Raw genomic sequence first — 14,494 nt, forward strand, 5'->3', positions numbered from 1 at the left:
TATATGGAGGTTGTTATGCAAAACCGTCCTTTTCCTATCGGTGATGATCTAAAAGAGCTGACAGAGCATTATACTGTATTATTGCCTGTAGCCTGCTACGAAACAACCATTAATAAAAACATGTATGGGCACATCCCGCTGCATTGGCATGATGAACTGCAGTTTGTGTACATGCATAAAGGAGAAGCGAATTTCTCGGTAAATGGAGACGATATTTTACTGAAAGAAGACAGCGGCCTATTTATAAACAGCGGTTTACTGCATATGGCAGCGGAGGTCACTAAGGACGCATCCTATATTTGCCTTAACGTCGCACCTTCCTTTATGCTCACACAAGAACTTTTTTCTCAGTATGTTTATCCATATATGCAAGCAAGCAATCTTCCATATGTTCCTCTTGATGGTCATAAAGAATGGGGCAGAATTATATTGGACGCTATCCTAGCCATTAACGAACTCCTTCAAAAAAAGGAGCCGTATTTTGAAATTGATATTAGTATACAGCTTTCCTTATTATGGAAAAGTTTTATGAAAAATGGACTTCCACCTGCCTTTAACAAAGCAGAGTCAGTTAAAAATGAAAGAATGAAACAGATGCTCGACTGGATTCATCATCATTATGAGGAGAAAATAAAGCTTGTCGATATTGCTGCAGCAGGCCATTTGAGTCGATCGGAATGCTGCCGCTATTTTCAAAGGATCTTAAACCGTTCGCCCTTTAATTATTTGGAGCATTATCGCATTCAGAAAAGCTTAATTTTGCTTCAAGAAGAGGATGCCAATATTACGGAGGTCGCTTATCGGGTTGGCTTCAGCAGCACAAGCTACTTTATTCAAAAGTTTCGTAAGGAAATGAAGATAACGCCTTTAGCCTACAAAAAACAGAAGCAGTTGTAACAGCTTTTCCTAGAGACCTTAAATAAATGTATGCGATAATAAGATGGCGAACAAGGAGGTATTTAAATGAAGGAAATAATGTCATTTAATAAGCTTACAGGCAAGGCCATCAGCAATTATAATTCCGTAGCTGCTTATTACACGAATTTAATGCGAACAAATGAACCTGTTAGTATCGGTATAATTCATGTCGAGCCTGGGGGAATGGTAGGTTATCATGATGCTCCGGTTAAACAGGCCTTCATCATAATGGAAGGGCAAGGCTGGATTAAAGGAGCGGACGGACAAATACAGACACTGCAAACAGGTGAGGGAGTGCTGTGGGACAAGGGAGAAGGCCATGAATCAGGCAGTGAGCAAGGCATGACAGTCCTTGTCCTTCAAGGAGAGAATCTTTTTATATAGTTAGGAGGATGACAAATGCATGAATTAAATGAACGCTTTCGGCAGCGAATTGGCTTCCCTCTTGCAGAAGCAATAACGTTGCAAAATCTAGAAATTGTATTGGAAAAGGTGGCAAAAACAGTCCCTTTTGAAAATATGGCTATAATCGGAGGGAAAACGGGCGAGATATCTCCCGCTTATTTACAAGATAAGATCATTGAGCGAAAAGAAGGCGGGCTTTGCTATGATATAAATTCCCTTCTTTACTTGTTTTTACGTGAAAACGGGTTAAATGTCGCCCTAATTAAGGGGATTACCTATGATCCTGCCAATCAAGCTTGGAGCAAGACAGGAGCTACCCACGCTTGTATATTGCTTGAGGATAATGGACGCCAATATGTGGTGGATTCAGGATATGGCGCCAATCTGCCATTAAAGCCTGTGCCCCTTGATGGAGAGCTAATAGTTTCAGATAATGGAGAATTTAAGATAGAGCAGAAGCCGAGTGAGTATGGAGATTATATGTTATATGTCAAGCTGAAGGATAAAGATGAGGACTGGAGGATTGGTTATGCCTTTTGCTCAACTAAAGTTTTCGATGATGTCAAAGAGTTAAATGAAATGCAAGGAATTATCGTTAATCATCCTGCGTCGCGTTTTAATAAAGATCCTCTGCTTAGCTTGTTAACAGATAAGGGAAGTATAGTTTTGACTAATCATTCATTTACAGAATGGTCGGACGGAACTAAACAAAAGGAAGACATAGATTCGCAAGAATTTATATTAAAGGCGAAAGAAAGATTTGGTATTAGGAGCTAAACAGGATGCTTTTGCATCCTGTTTTTTTTATTTAGGAAAGGCATTATCTATCGTATCGCTGAATTGCTGCATATCAGCATCTGCTTTCAGTGATTGAACATGGAAGGCATTTGCCTTTTTATGTCCAGCTTCTGTTCTAATCCCCATCTGATTACTGTTTCCACTTGGGATGACTCCTTCTCTTGGACCATCCTTATGAGATTCTGTTTCCACATGAATATTGTCTGCATCTCTAGGCATTTTGTGATTCCCTCCCATTGCTTGATGTATCTCTTCCTTATTGTTAGATGAAAAAGCGGTTTTTATGTTGCTATTCGTATTCGGAACGTAATAGATATTTTTTTGTTTTGTCATTTTTTTGTAATGGTATTGTCGACAAACACTTCTATAATGTTAATATTCCCTTATAATAATGAAGGTAGAAGGAAAGAAATACATAAAATGGACTACTGAGCAAGAGAAGAAAGGTGACAACATGAAAAAAATAATTACGACTGGAGCTATTGCTTTTATTTTGAGCGGCTGCAGTACGACACAACAAGAGAGTCAGCCAAAAGAGGAAAACACGAACCAAACTTCCCAGCAGCAGGCAGAAAATCAAGAAACAAAGGAATGGACCATACCAAGTGAAAATCTAAATAAAGTAAAGGAAGAAGACGGACATAATGTCATTTTGAATCCTGAAAATATATTAGCGTTAGTTAATAAAGAATATTATTTGCCAAGTGATTATGAACCAAAGGATCTTATCAGACCAGAAGTTTCCTTTTCCTTTGGGAATGAGGATATTGAGAAAAGCTATATGAGGAAGGAAGCAGGAGAAGCGCTTGCTGAAATGTTTAATGGAGCTAAATCAGAAGGTATGATTCTTTATGCCTCTTCAGGATACAGGTCATATGAACGACAATCTGCAGTTTTTGACCAAGAGGTTGCAAATGTAGGGGAAGAACAAGCAGAGCAGGCAGTAGCTATTCCCGGCTCTAGTGAACATCAAAGCGGGTTAGCAATGGATATCACTTCAGAGGGTCAGAATTTCTTATTAACGGAAGAGTTCGGAGAAGATAAAGAAGGCAAATGGTTAATGGACAATGCTTATAAATATGGATTTATTCTGCGCTATCCGAAAGATAAGGTTGACATAACCCAATATGAATATGAACCATGGCATTATCGCTATGTTGGCAAGGAAGCAGCTAAATTAATAAAAGAGAAGAATTGGACATTGGAAGAGTTTTTTGCCAACGTAGAGGATAATTAAGCGGGTTCCAACGCTGTTTTCATTCCTTCCTTTTGGGTATAAACGAAAAAGGGTACAACGATGATATAACAGATTTGCTAGAAATGTAAAATGGCACTAAAACTAAACTGTTTCGTGTCGATATTAAGGATAATCAAGACGAACAAAAGGTGATAAAATGCCACATACATTTACGAGAGAACAAGATGCTTTACTGGCAGAAACGGTATTGAATCATATTCGTGAGGGCAGTACAGCAATTGCTGCCTTTGAAGAGGTTGCCGTTGTATTAAATAAAACGGCGGCAACCTGCGGGTATCGCTGGAACAATACAGTCAGGCACAATTATCGCGGCGCTTTCAGGCTTGCAAAAAAAGAGAGATATGAACTGAAATACGCAAATAATGAGGATTGAGGAAAGCTTGAATTACTTTTTAGAAAGGCATCGAAAACTCGATGCCTTTATTCTTCGTCATTAATTTCATTATCGCCGATTTCATCTTCTCCTGGCTGGTCTGTGCCTGGATTAATTTCATCACAGCCAGTCATCGTTGAGCCAAGAAATGCAGCGAGGAGCAGTGCAAGCATTGTTTTACGCATAGCTAGAAAACCTCCTATAAAAGAAATGAAGTCTAGTATAGCATGTTACTTTGGCAGCTCCTATATGTACATTGAATAATGGTATATGCAGGAAAAAGGGATTCTATTTTCTGATTGGTTTTTCCAATGTTAAAATTTCATCTTCAATAGCAGAGAATTGCTCTTCCACTAAATTTTTGACATCCATAACGCCAGCATTATAAAAATGAGGAGCAATCGTGTCCTTAAAGAACTCAAGCACGCTTTCCGCTGCGAATTCTGATATTTCCTCGTCCCGTTCAGCTGCAAAAAACGTTTGTATTTCCGAAACCATTAGCTGCTGCTGTTCTTTTGTTAATTTATAAAACAAGTAAAACATTCCTTTCATAAGAAGATAGTTGTACTATACATGGAACTAGAACGATTTACCAGTCTTGCTTTTTTTATAAATTTTTGTCAAATAGCATGAAAAAAGGAGACTGACAATTGCGTCAGTCTCCTTTTTTCTTTAGTTTGATCTATTTATTTAAAGTAGCAACACTCTCTTTGTTAAGCTGCACTACATAGCCGATTATAGCGCCGACTATAGCAGGAAAAATCCATCCTAAACCAATGCCGTACATTGGCAGGAAACTTGCAAAGAACGAATCAAGTGCTGAAATTTTTAATACAGTTCCTTGCAAACTGTCCACTAGGCTGACGATAAATGTAAACAATAGGCTTATTTGATATACTGCTGGTCTTCCTTTAAAAAGTGGATGAAGGAAAGTCAGGAATATAAGCACAATCGCCAGTGGATAAATAATAGTCAACACAGGCACAGAAATCGTAATTAACTCAGTCAAACCGACATTGGCAATTACTGCACTAAATACGGATAAACTGATTGCAATTGCTTTATACGAAATAGACGGGAACAGCTTATGGAAGTAGGAAGAACAAGATGTGATTAGTCCGACGCTAGTTGTTAAACAAGCGACTGTAATCATCAAGCCAAGCAATACTCCGCCGTATGTTCCAAAATAGTAGTCAGAAACACGAGCTAAAACTTCTCCGCCATTGTCTAAATAACCGAGCTTTTCCACACTAGATGCACCCATAAAGGAAAGTGCTGAATAAATAGCAGCAAGGATGACAGCCGCAATTGCTGTTGCCATTAAACAAACCTTCATGATTTGGCCTCTAGTAGTAGCACCTTTTTCACGAATAGCATTGATAATAATTATTCCAAACACAAAGGACGCAAGTGTGTCCATTGTTAAATATCCTTCTTGGAACCCGTTGAAAAACGAGTTTGTCATATAATGCTCTGTTGGAGCTTGAAACTTACCAATAGGGAAAATGACGGAAACAACAACCAAAATCCCGATAAATGTTAACTTGATTGGCGTCAAGAATCTGCCGACTATGTCTACTATTTTAGCTGGGTTAAGAGACAAGAAACAAGTAATAGCAAAAAAGATAATAGTGAAAATAAGAAGGGCAATACCGGCAGAACTTTCTGTCACAAATGGCTTAACACCAATCTCAAAAGATACATTGCCTGTACGCGGTATAGCGAATAATGGGCCAATTGCTAAATAAAGAACCGTTGTAAAGATAATCCCGAAAAGTGGGTGTACACGGCTCGCTAATGACTGCAAGTCTTCTTTCCCGGAAAAGCCGAAAGCTAGTACACCGAGAAGTGGCAAGCCAACACCAGTAACAAGGAACCCAGCATTAGCTGACCAGATTTCACTGCCTGCTGATTGGCCAAGCATGGCCGGGAAAATAAGGTTTCCTGCACCAAAAAACAGTGCAAATAACATCAGGCCAATAATAATAATAAAGGAAAATGGTACTTTAGTTGACACGATAAAACCTCCAGAACTTAGATCAAATATAAAAGTTAACTACTTTTCGAAAATACTCTTCACGATTATTGAATGGCGAAATCGTAAAGATAGCAATTTTCAAAAAATAATAGCCAAATGAAAAAATCACCAGATGCTGCCACTTCGTAAGTCTCAATGCTGTTCATTAACAAATGTCTAACTTTTAAAGAATGATTTGTCTTTAGGGGCCTTGCCGGTCCTTATTAGTATTTCTAAAAATTTCTGAAAATAATCGGAGACATCAAATCTATAAATCATACATTAAGCAGTGGAACATCATGCTGACTAAGTAAGGCTAAAAAAGCCAAAGATTTTGTTTTTTCTGTTAACTATCTATTGTATTTTTTATAAACAACGTTCACTATGTTATAATATTAAAATTAAAATTTCAAGCATTTCTATAGAACTTTCGGTTCTCGGAAGAATCCAGTTAGAGGGGCTGAAAGCAGTTCTGCCCATATTGCAAGGCGTTTGGACAGTTATAAAATAAGTAGTTGGAAATTGATAGTTTTATTGGATATTTTTTTTTATTCTATGATAAGATTTGAGAGAGTGAAAGGAGGGGGAAAAGTTTGGGACATATACATATAACGGCATGGTCGGTTGCCTTGATTCTTTTTGTGGTATCTTTGCTTCTGCATAAGAGCGGCAAAGACAAAGGAAGTAAAATTGTGCATATGGTTTTAAGACTGATGTACTTAGCCATCATTGGCACAGGTGTGACGATGCTTACCTACACTGGCCTTGATGTTATGCATACATTAAAAACATTAGTAGGATTATGGGTAATTGCAATGCTTGAGATGATTGTAATTCGCACTAAAAAGGGAAGAAAAACATCTATTTTATGGATTCAGTTTGTTGTCGCCCTTATTATCGTACTATATTTAGGTTTTACGCTATAAGACAGAACAAAGCCTGCAGCAAAGATTTGCTGCAGGCTTTGTTCTGTCTTATTAATTTTGTGCCCCTTTCCTATAATATCCTTTATCACGGTGATACAAAATAATAGCAATCATTAATATGCCTGCAGCAATCCAAATCGAAGTTTTTCCAAAATAAGTTGTAGAAAACGTTCCAAGCAAAGCACCAGCAAAAAAAGATAGAATGATTACACCGAAATCAATAAACTGCCGCTTAGCTTCCTCATCGTGTCCGACAATAGCCGCATAGGCAGCCTGTGTTGCTGTTCGCAGGTTTCCTGTCGTAATAGTCGAGTTATAGGCCCATTTGTCCACTTTATTGAATGTGGAAATCTGTAAGGAAGAGACAAAAGCGATGCTGACAGTCACAAGCATGTTTGGCACACTTAATGGCAAAAAGCCGACAAACACAAGAACAAAAAACTCCAATATTAGAATAGAGCGTCGGTAGCTGTATAAAACATGCCGTACATGCGGTATTTTCACTATTTCAGAAACAAGTACACCTAATATAAAGGCAATGATTGGCGGGATATACAAAAGAGCCCCTTTCCATTCGCCGTTTGCTGCCTTAACAGCTAAAAGCACCATATTTCCTGTTTGGGCATTAGCAAACACTCCGTCTCTGCTGACAAAAGTATAAGCATCAAGAAAGCCCCCCACAATGGCGAGTATAAGACCCATATAAATAGAATTCGAGGAAAGGGAGGGAATGGTTTTTAGTTTTTCATGCATGTAAATTTCTCCTTCTCCATTAAAAATAATTTCTTGCCATAATAATAAAAAGCATGAATTGCAAAATATAGTTTATCATAATCAGTTTGTTACAACCGAAAAACATCCGAAAATTTTGTGTCTGTTTATTCTTTTTCTTTACAAAGCTTAGGCAGGAAAAGAGCAAACCATCAAGAATTTAATATTCTAGATGTGTTTAACTGATTCTAGGGAGAGCTGGTCATATTTTTAGGTGCTGACTAATATAAAAACATTATCTAAATTCAGCAAACAGGAGGGAAAAGGACAATAATCGAATTGGAATTAATCGATAAAACTTTGCTTTTTAGCATAGACCTCTAGTAGTTGACACAAGAGTTCTTTGCAAAATACATATTGAACAGAACCGACTAAAGAAAGGAAAGTCTATGGCTAATTTAAATTACAAACAAGACGATACAGCAAGCGCTGTGCTGCAAAAAAATCCGTTGGATCGTAAATGGAATCACTATTTGCTCATAAGTATAGTTTTCGGCGGTTTTTTGATTTTTGGTTTTTCGGAAAATATAAAAGGTCCGGCTATTCCGCTTATTCAACAAGACTTTCGTGCTAGTCAGACGCAGATTGGTTTGCTTTTAGCCTTAAACTCATTCGGCTATCTTCTTGCATGCTCCTATACATCCTGGATGTCTGACAGAATCGGAGTGAAATGGACAGGAATCTCTGCATTCCTACTTATGACCTTTTCAGGAGTATTCATTTATCTGTCAGCAAGTTTTCCTTCGCTGTCTGCTGCCTTTTTTGTTTTATATTTAGGGAATGGCATGCTAGAGATTGCCCTTGGCATTATGGCAGCCAGAATTTTTACAAAAAATACAGGTACCATGCTGAATATCTCTCATTTCTTTTATGGATTAAGCTCCACTGTCGCACCAATTTTCGCTGCCTCTGTGATGGATTGGCATTGGGGAGAAGGAGATGTCGGATGGCGCGGCATGTATTTTTTGTTTTTAGCTTTATCCTTACTGCCGATTCTACCGTCTCTTTTTAGTAAATTTCCGGCTGAAAGTAAAAGTGACGGCGACGGTGCTTCCTTTAAGTCTTTGATTAAGGACAGGGTTGCATGGCTGATTGTCGCTGTTCTTTCGTTAGGAGTCGTCTCAGAAATGGCAGTAGGCGGCTGGCTGATCAATTTCTTAGTGCAGGCATATAGCTGGGATATAAAGGAAGCATCGAATATGCTGTCATTATTCTTTCTGTTTTTTATGCTTGCACGGCTTTTGCTAGGTCCTGTAACAGACAAGATTGGCTTTGCTCGGTCCATCATGTACTTTTCGGCTTTTTCTGGTATTTGCACCATTGCAGGAATTCTTATCGGAGAAAAAGGCGCCATCTTCTTTTGCATTTCTGGCATAGGCATAGCCCTGGTATATCCAACGATTATGGCATTGCTCGCCAAGAGATACCCGATTGGAACGGGAGCTGCGATCACTTTTACCGTTACTTTAATGGGAATAGCGAGTGTGATCGGAAATTTCTTAATTGGCTTTATCATTGATACCGCTCGTATAGCTGCAAATAGCCTTGGTGCAGCGAACAGTGAAATCATTGGTTTGAAATTTGGTTATGGATTTATAGGACTGCTTGCTCTCTTATGCTCGGTATGCTGTTATTTTCTGTATAGGTCAACAGAAAAAAACAAAGAAATAATATGATTTAATGCGTTTACACAATTAATAATTGACCTGAAATGCGTTTCATACCGTAAACTAAATGAAAATTAAGCTGTTACTTCAAGTAATAGACATAACAGCGGAGTATTTTTACAGCAGGATTACTAATAGAAAGCAGGGAATGAAATGAACGAGAAAAGCATTATATTTTTTGATATAGATGGGACTTTGCTTACACATGAAAAGCAATTGCCTCAGTCTGCCAAAGAAGCAATTTTCCAATTAAAAGAAAAAGGCCATGAGGTAGCGATTGCTACAGGAAGAGCGCCGTTTATGTTCGAAGATTTACGCAAGGAGCTTGAAATCGATTCGTATGTCAGCTACAACGGACAGTATGTCGTGTTAAATGGCGAGGTTATATATAAGAACCCATTAAATATTCAATCATTGGAAAAGCTTGCCGAAGCCGCATTGCTAAATGACCATCCGGTAGTGTATATGGACCATGAGGATATGAGAGCAAATGTTCCGGAGCATATCTTTATACAAGAAAGCATCCAAACACTGAAAATAGCCCATTTTCCAACACATGATCCTCTTTATTATAAAGACAGAGACCTGTTCCAGTCGCTATTATTCTGCCAGGAGGGGGAAGAAAAGCAGTATGAACAAGTCTTTGAAGACTTCGACTTTGTCAGATGGCATCCTGTATCTGTCGATATTTTGCCTAAAGGCGGCTCAAAAGCTCGAGGTATTGCCAAAATGACCGAAAAGCTCGGCATTGTTAAAGAGAACCAATATGCCTTTGGCGATGGTGAAAACGATTTGGAAATGCTGACAGCTATTGTTAACAGTGTGGCAATGGGCAATGCAGAGGAGCATATAAAGGCTTGTGCCAAATATGTAACGAAATCGGTGGAAGAAGACGGAATTGTTCATGGTCTTCAGTTGGTAGGTCTGCTGTAAGAGTAACTAATCCTTTGTATAATCTGATTCCTTCACGGAAAAAATAAGCAAAACCGACGTGGAGGAATATGCCTTGAATACAATCAAACCGATTAAAATAGGCTCACATAAATCAAGTCCGAATGAACCACTTACTTCGGCAGAAGTGGCAAAGCTGTGGGCAACCTATATGGGAAACAGCATGTCGAGATGCATACTGAGCTATTATTTACAGCATGTGGAGGATGAGGATATTAAAGCATTATTAAAGAATGCTTTACACTTATCGGATGTTTTCCTGGAAACGACGAAGGAAATATTTAAAAAAGATAAGATTCCATTTCCTGTCGGCTTCACAGAAAAGGATGTTAATTTAAATGCTCCTAAGCTATTTGAAGATGAATTCTATGTTCATTATTTAAAATACGCAGCCAAAGCAGGTTTGAGCATCTATCAAATAGCCATTCCCCTCGTCTATCGTGAGGATGTTCGTGATTTTTTCGTTTATTGTATGGATGCAACGATGCAATTGATGGAGCAAATAAAAATGATTCTATTAAGAAAGGGCTTTATTAAGAAGCCGCCGCTTATTCCAGTGCAAGACAGGCCTGAATTTGCCAACGAAAATTTTCTGAATGGATATATTGGGAAAGTTCGCCCTCTTCATGCGATGGAGATTACCCATCTTTACGACAATATCGAAAACAATGTCACAAGCAAAGCGCTAATACTGGCTTTCGGTCAAGTTGCAAGACAGGAAAAAGTGAAAAGCTTATTTATAAGAGGGAAAGAGATGACGCATAAGAATTTGGAACGGTACAAGCTTTTACTTCATGAGGAAAACTTGCCGTCTCCCGAATACTTAGACCATTTAATAACAACCTCGACGTTTGCGCCCTTTTCTGATAAGCTGATGCTTTTTCATAAAGTTGACATGTTTTCCATGAAAATAAGAGCGTTCGGAAATTCTCTTGCTGTAAATGGCAGACATGATATCGGAGTTATGTATACGAAATCGCTTATGAATATTATGATGTTTGTGACAAACGGGGCAAAAATAATGATGGAAAACGGCTGGATGGAAGAACCGCCGCATGCAGTTAACCGGGATGATCTTGCCAAACCTTAAATAGTAAGTGGAAAGAGCAAAAGAAGGGTAAACCTTCTTTTGCTCTTTATTTGTACAAAATATCGTCCTTTAAGCCGCCAACCTTTTCTAAAGCGGTCTGGATATCGTTCTCCTCTACACCGTAATGAGCAAGTGCATCATGCAAATGCTTGACGATTGCATTAAAGTGTTCCGGCTGGATATTCATTCCTTCATGCGCTTTTGCCATTGCCTTTCCTGTATATTGCTTCGGTCCGCCTAATGCAAAACTGATAAATTTAGTCTGATGACTGCGTTGTTTTTCCATATTTGTATGCTCAAAAAAATGACTTACTGATTCATCCTTTAATACTAACTCATTATAGAAATAATCAACTACTTTAGAAATTGCTTCTTCTCCGCCAACTTTTTCATATAAAGATTGCTCCATAACTATTCCTCCTTTTATTCACTATGTATAGATTAACCATTCTTACTACTTTTATCCTTTTTATAAAAAAAACAGGAGATTAGAAATAAGCAGAGAAATATTAAATGAAAATGAAAGGCAGGATGTGAGCAGGCTGGTTAAAAAGGGACAGTTAGAGTTAATTCATTTATTAGAGTTGACAAAGGGTAAGGCAGAATACAGTAATTTTATAGTAAGTGAGGTAAATGATCACGCTCTTCGGATAGCTGTCATTGAAGGAGAATATCATTGGCATAAGCATGAGGATTGTGATGAGCTGTTTATTGTGATCGAAGGGGAGCTGTTTATTGATTTGGAAAATAACCAAACAGTAAGCTTAAAGCCAGGTGACATGTATACTGTGCCGGCAAATGTGATGCATCGAACCCGCTCATTAGAACGAACGGTTAATTTGTGCTTTGAAAAGGCAAGTAATGATATATCTGGCACATGAGCTGCATAGACATAGCTAAAAATGCTTTCCTAGTGGAAAGCATTTTTTATAGGAGGGAGAAAAACAAGATGAAACTGGGATTAATTCGCCATGGCAGTACAGCTTGGAATAGAGAGGGAAGGGCACAAGGGAGCAGCAATATTCCTTTAGATAAAGAGGGAGTAGATGGAGCTCGTTTGCTTGCAGACCGTCTTTGCCAAGATAATTGGGATGTAATCTACACAAGTGACTTAATGAGAGCGAAACAAACCGCTGAAATCATGGCAGAAAGACTGCAAATAAAGGTTATTTTTGATACAAGGCTGCGCGAAACAGGCGGAGGAATGATAGAAGGAACAACAGAACGAGAAAGAATAGCAAGATGGGGCGAGGATTGGCGTGAGCTAGACTTAGGGATAGAGTCTGTTGAAAGTGTCAAAGCACGCACACAAGCCTTTAGAAGTGAAAGATTAGACAAAGCAATACATCAAAATATATTGATAGTCAGTCATGGTGCACTTCTAACTATGCTTATAGCTGAGCTTGACCCGCAAGTTAGTGTGGAACATCCGCTGAAAAATACATCCTTTACAAATTTTTCATTTATTGATAACAGCTGGAAATGCAGCTTGTATAATTGTACAACACATCTAACTTGATGAGGGTTTATAGGTATATAAAACTAGGTAAATACAAATAATTGGTTATATTTACCTTTCTTTAATAGTTCTAAAATACTAGACGGAGGGAAAAAAATATACTAAAATAATCTCGTACATGAGAAGATAAGCCTTCGATACTAGCAAACTTATTGAAAAATAAGGACGCAAAGCTATGGGTCTAAAGTAGTGGTTAAGCTGCAATGATTGCCAGGTTGCCGAAAAGGAGACAGATACCAATCCATCCTTTTTCGGGTGGATTTTTTTTATGAAATTTGGGGGAGTGTGAGCAAGTTGGCTAATCAAGTCAAAATTAAGGGTGTTAGCATTGCCCACCCAGAAACAAAATATGATAATCAGTTTTTTATAGACCATTTTCACGCATTAGGCCTAGAAGCAGAAGGATTGATGAACCATCTTGGCAGGAAAGAACGATATTTAGTTAATCCGGAGAAAGAAAACACCATTACGATGGCAAGCGAAGCAGCAGTAAAAGCACTTGATAGTACTAATACTAAAGCAGAAGAACTGGATATGATTGTTTTTGTCTCTGACACACCTGAATACACTTATCCAAGCAACGCACTTCTCTTTAATCGTATATTAGGGGCGAAAAATGCTCATATTGTCTATGATATGAATGCTAACTGTATTGGAATGCTGTCAGCTATTGATCAAGTGAATGCATTTTTGAAGAGCCGTGCAGACCTTCAGAGAGCACTTATTATCGGCAGTGTGTATGTAAGCAATATCGCCAGAAAAGATGATACTGTTATGTATCCTAACTTTGCAGACGGCGCATGTGCTGTAGTTCTGGAAAAAACAGAAGAGCCTATTGGACTTATAGCAAGCAATTATCACACAGATGCAAGTCTTGCAGACTTCGTCATGTATCCAGCTGTAGGATTTTCTCAACTGTTTAATGAGAACATCCCTGCTGCAAGTAAAAAACTTCGGTTTGATCCCCATGATGTCAGCTTTTTCTCTGACGAATGGAAAAAGCTGATTACTGCCATGCTCTCTCGGCATAATGTGCAGCCAGCGGAGATTGACCACTGGATTTTTTCTCAGTTTTCCAGACCAGAAGTGGAAGAAGCATTGCAGAAACTTAAGGTTGGTCTAGACAACTATACATTTGTAGGTGAAAAGTTTGGTTATACAGGCGTAACCAGCCCGATATTTGCGCTCCATGATGCTCTTGAACGAAAAAGAATAAAAGACGGAGATAAGGTAGTTTTTTGCTCTGTAGCTGTCGGCTATAGTATGTCATCACTTTTATATCAATTTTAGGAGGAAATTATTATGTTTACATTTGAAAAAAAGGAAGCAACAAAGGAATTATTTATTGCTGTCAGCGGATTTATGAAAGAAGAAGATGGTCAGTCGTTTCTTGCTGAGTATAATAAGCATGTTAAATCAATCGTTCCAGCAACATATACATTAGTTATTGATTCAACCAATCTTGCTGCATCTAAGCCTGATATGCTCCCAGTTTTAGAAGGATGCTTCAAGCTGTATATGTCTAACGGCTTCAAAAAAATCATCATGATTAATCCATCATCTGCTATTTCCAAAATGCAAATGAAGAAGCTTGCAGCAAGCATCAACTATACAGGAATTTTTGTTGATAAATTAGAAGAAGCAGTAAGATAAATGAATGTAAGCCTGATAAGCCTTTAAAGTGTACCCTTTGTAAAGGACATTTAAAAAAAGCCTAGGCAGTTTTAAGAAGATGATCTCTGTATTGAACAGGGGTCATCTTTTTTAAGTTCCACTGATATCTATAGTAATTGTAATAAAT

The 14,494-nt window shown here is 38.2% G+C and carries 19 protein-coding genes, 1 pseudogene and 1 riboswitch; of the genes and pseudogenes, 13 read left to right on the forward strand and 7 right to left on the reverse strand.

The genetic code is table 11. The features are described 5' to 3' along the window. Window positions 1-15 precede the first annotated feature (15 nt). The 3 genes from M3600_RS23305 (at window position 16) to M3600_RS23315 (ending at window position 2,100) form a co-directional block, all read left to right on the forward strand. Window positions 16-897, forward strand: a complete 882-nt coding sequence (locus M3600_RS23305; protein WP_233314252.1) for an AraC family transcriptional regulator — start codon at window positions 16-18, stop codon at window positions 895-897. Window positions 898-963: 66 nt separating this feature from the next. After that, window positions 964-1,302: a cupin domain-containing protein gene (locus M3600_RS23310; protein ID WP_233314251.1), complete on the forward strand. Its 339-nt coding sequence runs from the start codon at window positions 964-966 to the stop codon at window positions 1,300-1,302. Between the two features lie 15 nt (window positions 1,303-1,317). Further along, on the forward strand, window positions 1,318-2,100 hold the full coding sequence (locus tag M3600_RS23315; protein ID WP_233314250.1) for an arylamine N-acetyltransferase family protein: 783 nt from the start codon (window positions 1,318-1,320) through the stop codon (window positions 2,098-2,100). A gap of 27 nt (window positions 2,101-2,127) precedes the next feature. Here the strand turns inward: M3600_RS23315 and M3600_RS23320 are convergent, their stop codons facing one another. After that, window positions 2,128-2,340, reverse strand: coding sequence for a hypothetical protein (locus M3600_RS23320; protein ID WP_233314249.1), 213 nt, complete (start codon window positions 2,338-2,340; stop codon window positions 2,128-2,130). A gap of 235 nt (window positions 2,341-2,575) precedes the next feature. On the opposite strand from M3600_RS23320, the gene M3600_RS23325 reads away from it, so the two are divergent. Together M3600_RS23325 and M3600_RS23330 are read left to right on the forward strand one after the other, a co-directional pair. Beyond that, window positions 2,576-3,358 (forward strand): M15 family metallopeptidase, encoded by a 783-nt coding sequence (locus M3600_RS23325; RefSeq protein WP_251647774.1) that lies wholly within the window; start codon window positions 2,576-2,578, stop codon window positions 3,356-3,358. A 157-nt stretch (window positions 3,359-3,515) separates the two neighbouring features. Then, window positions 3,516-3,725, forward strand: a pseudogene (locus M3600_RS23330) (RsfA family transcriptional regulator); the annotation flags it as partial. 74 nt (window positions 3,726-3,799) lie between these two features. Here the strand turns inward: M3600_RS23330 and M3600_RS23335 are convergent. The 3 genes from M3600_RS23335 to brnQ all read right to left on the reverse strand — a co-directional run bounded on the left by M3600_RS23335 (window position 3,800) and on the right by brnQ (window position 5,769). After that, window positions 3,800-3,937 (reverse strand): hypothetical protein, encoded by a 138-nt coding sequence (locus M3600_RS23335; RefSeq protein WP_233314247.1) that lies wholly within the window; start codon window positions 3,935-3,937, stop codon window positions 3,800-3,802. Between the two features lie 103 nt (window positions 3,938-4,040). Further along, the gene (locus M3600_RS23340; protein ID WP_396953842.1) at window positions 4,041-4,295 is read right to left on the reverse strand and encodes a DUF2164 domain-containing protein; all 255 of its coding nucleotides are present in this window, start codon (window positions 4,293-4,295) and stop codon (window positions 4,041-4,043) included. A 139-nt stretch (window positions 4,296-4,434) separates the two neighbouring features. Further along, window positions 4,435-5,769, reverse strand: a complete 1,335-nt coding sequence (gene brnQ, locus M3600_RS23345; RefSeq protein WP_233314245.1) for a branched-chain amino acid transport system II carrier protein — start codon at window positions 5,767-5,769, stop codon at window positions 4,435-4,437. A gap of 593 nt (window positions 5,770-6,362) precedes the next feature. Here brnQ and M3600_RS23350 point away from each other — a divergent pair. Continuing rightward, window positions 6,363-6,695 carry a YisL family protein gene (locus M3600_RS23350; protein ID WP_233314244.1) on the forward strand — a complete coding sequence of 111 codons (333 nt, stop codon included), beginning with the start codon at window positions 6,363-6,365 and terminating at the stop codon, window positions 6,693-6,695. A gap of 51 nt (window positions 6,696-6,746) precedes the next feature. Here the strand turns inward: M3600_RS23350 and M3600_RS23355 are convergent, their stop codons facing one another. Further along, window positions 6,747-7,448 carry a YoaK family protein gene (locus M3600_RS23355; protein ID WP_233314243.1) on the reverse strand — a complete coding sequence of 234 codons (702 nt, stop codon included), beginning with the start codon at window positions 7,446-7,448 and terminating at the stop codon, window positions 6,747-6,749. 407 nt (window positions 7,449-7,855) lie between these two features. Here M3600_RS23355 and M3600_RS23360 point away from each other — a divergent pair, with 407 nt between their 5' ends. The 3 genes from M3600_RS23360 (at window position 7,856) to M3600_RS23370 (ending at window position 11,174) form a co-directional block, all read left to right on the forward strand. Beyond that, on the forward strand, window positions 7,856-9,142 hold the full coding sequence (locus M3600_RS23360; protein ID WP_233314242.1) for an MFS transporter: 1,287 nt from the start codon (window positions 7,856-7,858) through the stop codon (window positions 9,140-9,142). 144 nt (window positions 9,143-9,286) lie between these two features. Further along, window positions 9,287-10,066: a Cof-type HAD-IIB family hydrolase gene (locus tag M3600_RS23365; RefSeq protein ID WP_251647776.1), complete on the forward strand. Its 780-nt coding sequence runs from the start codon at window positions 9,287-9,289 to the stop codon at window positions 10,064-10,066. A gap of 73 nt (window positions 10,067-10,139) precedes the next feature. Next, on the forward strand, window positions 10,140-11,174 hold the full coding sequence (locus M3600_RS23370) for a DUF3231 family protein (RefSeq protein ID WP_251647778.1): 1,035 nt from the start codon (window positions 10,140-10,142) through the stop codon (window positions 11,172-11,174). 46 nt (window positions 11,175-11,220) lie between these two features. On the opposite strand, the gene M3600_RS23375 is transcribed toward M3600_RS23370, so the two are convergent. Beyond that, complete coding sequence (locus tag M3600_RS23375; protein ID WP_233314239.1) at window positions 11,221-11,583, reverse strand: group I truncated hemoglobin; 363 nt, start codon at window positions 11,581-11,583, stop codon at window positions 11,221-11,223. Between the two features lie 133 nt (window positions 11,584-11,716). Between M3600_RS23375 and M3600_RS23380 the strand changes: the two genes are divergently transcribed. From M3600_RS23380 to M3600_RS23395, 4 genes are all read left to right on the forward strand, one after another. After that, window positions 11,717-12,055 carry a cupin domain-containing protein gene (locus tag M3600_RS23380; protein ID WP_233314771.1) on the forward strand — a complete coding sequence of 113 codons (339 nt, stop codon included), beginning with the start codon at window positions 11,717-11,719 and terminating at the stop codon, window positions 12,053-12,055. A gap of 68 nt (window positions 12,056-12,123) precedes the next feature. After that, window positions 12,124-12,693, forward strand: coding sequence for a histidine phosphatase family protein (locus tag M3600_RS23385; protein WP_251647780.1), 570 nt, complete (start codon window positions 12,124-12,126; stop codon window positions 12,691-12,693). 132 nt (window positions 12,694-12,825) lie between these two features. Beyond that, window positions 12,826-12,916, forward strand: a riboswitch (cyclic di-GMP riboswitch). A 71-nt stretch (window positions 12,917-12,987) separates the two neighbouring features. Continuing rightward, complete coding sequence (locus M3600_RS23390; protein WP_251647782.1) at window positions 12,988-13,983, forward strand: ketoacyl-ACP synthase III; 996 nt, start codon at window positions 12,988-12,990, stop codon at window positions 13,981-13,983. A 12-nt stretch (window positions 13,984-13,995) separates the two neighbouring features. Then, the gene (locus M3600_RS23395; RefSeq protein WP_251647784.1) at window positions 13,996-14,346 is read left to right on the forward strand and encodes a hypothetical protein; all 351 of its coding nucleotides are present in this window, start codon (window positions 13,996-13,998) and stop codon (window positions 14,344-14,346) included. Window positions 14,347-14,407: 61 nt separating this feature from the next. Here M3600_RS23395 and M3600_RS23400 read toward each other — a convergent pair. Continuing rightward, window positions 14,408-14,494: IS3 family transposase (locus M3600_RS23400; protein WP_164849711.1), on the reverse strand; the 87-nt coding region annotated here is incomplete at its 5' end.

The organism is Niallia sp. MER 6, assembly GCF_023714395.1.
GTDB lineage: Bacteria > Bacillota > Bacilli > Bacillales > Cytobacillaceae > Niallia.

Excerpts from the sequence above, each read along its gene's own strand:
- M3600_RS23365 (WP_251647776.1), top strand. The coding sequence starts at position 9,287 with ATGAACGAGAAAAGCATTATATTTTTTGATATAGATGGGACTTTGCTT.
- M3600_RS23340 (WP_396953842.1), bottom strand. The coding sequence starts at position 4,295 with ATGTTTTACTTGTTTTATAAATTAACAAAAGAACAGCAGCAGCTAATG.
- M3600_RS23325 (WP_251647774.1), top strand. The coding sequence starts at position 2,576 with ATGAAAAAAATAATTACGACTGGAGCTATTGCTTTTATTTTGAGCGGC.
- M3600_RS23335 (WP_233314247.1), bottom strand. The coding sequence starts at position 3,937 with ATGCGTAAAACAATGCTTGCACTGCTCCTCGCTGCATTTCTTGGCTCA.
- M3600_RS23310 (WP_233314251.1), top strand. The coding sequence starts at position 964 with ATGAAGGAAATAATGTCATTTAATAAGCTTACAGGCAAGGCCATCAGC.
- M3600_RS23305 (WP_233314252.1), top strand. The coding sequence starts at position 16 with ATGCAAAACCGTCCTTTTCCTATCGGTGATGATCTAAAAGAGCTGACA.
- M3600_RS23320 (WP_233314249.1), bottom strand. The coding sequence starts at position 2,340 with ATGCCTAGAGATGCAGACAATATTCATGTGGAAACAGAATCTCATAAG.
- M3600_RS23355 (WP_233314243.1), bottom strand. The coding sequence starts at position 7,448 with ATGCATGAAAAACTAAAAACCATTCCCTCCCTTTCCTCGAATTCTATT.
- M3600_RS23360 (WP_233314242.1), top strand. The coding sequence starts at position 7,856 with ATGGCTAATTTAAATTACAAACAAGACGATACAGCAAGCGCTGTGCTG.
- M3600_RS23315 (WP_233314250.1), top strand. The coding sequence starts at position 1,318 with ATGCATGAATTAAATGAACGCTTTCGGCAGCGAATTGGCTTCCCTCTT.
- M3600_RS23375 (WP_233314239.1), bottom strand. The coding sequence starts at position 11,583 with ATGGAGCAATCTTTATATGAAAAAGTTGGCGGAGAAGAAGCAATTTCT.
- M3600_RS23385 (WP_251647780.1), top strand. The coding sequence starts at position 12,124 with ATGAAACTGGGATTAATTCGCCATGGCAGTACAGCTTGGAATAGAGAG.
- M3600_RS23395 (WP_251647784.1), top strand. The coding sequence starts at position 13,996 with ATGTTTACATTTGAAAAAAAGGAAGCAACAAAGGAATTATTTATTGCT.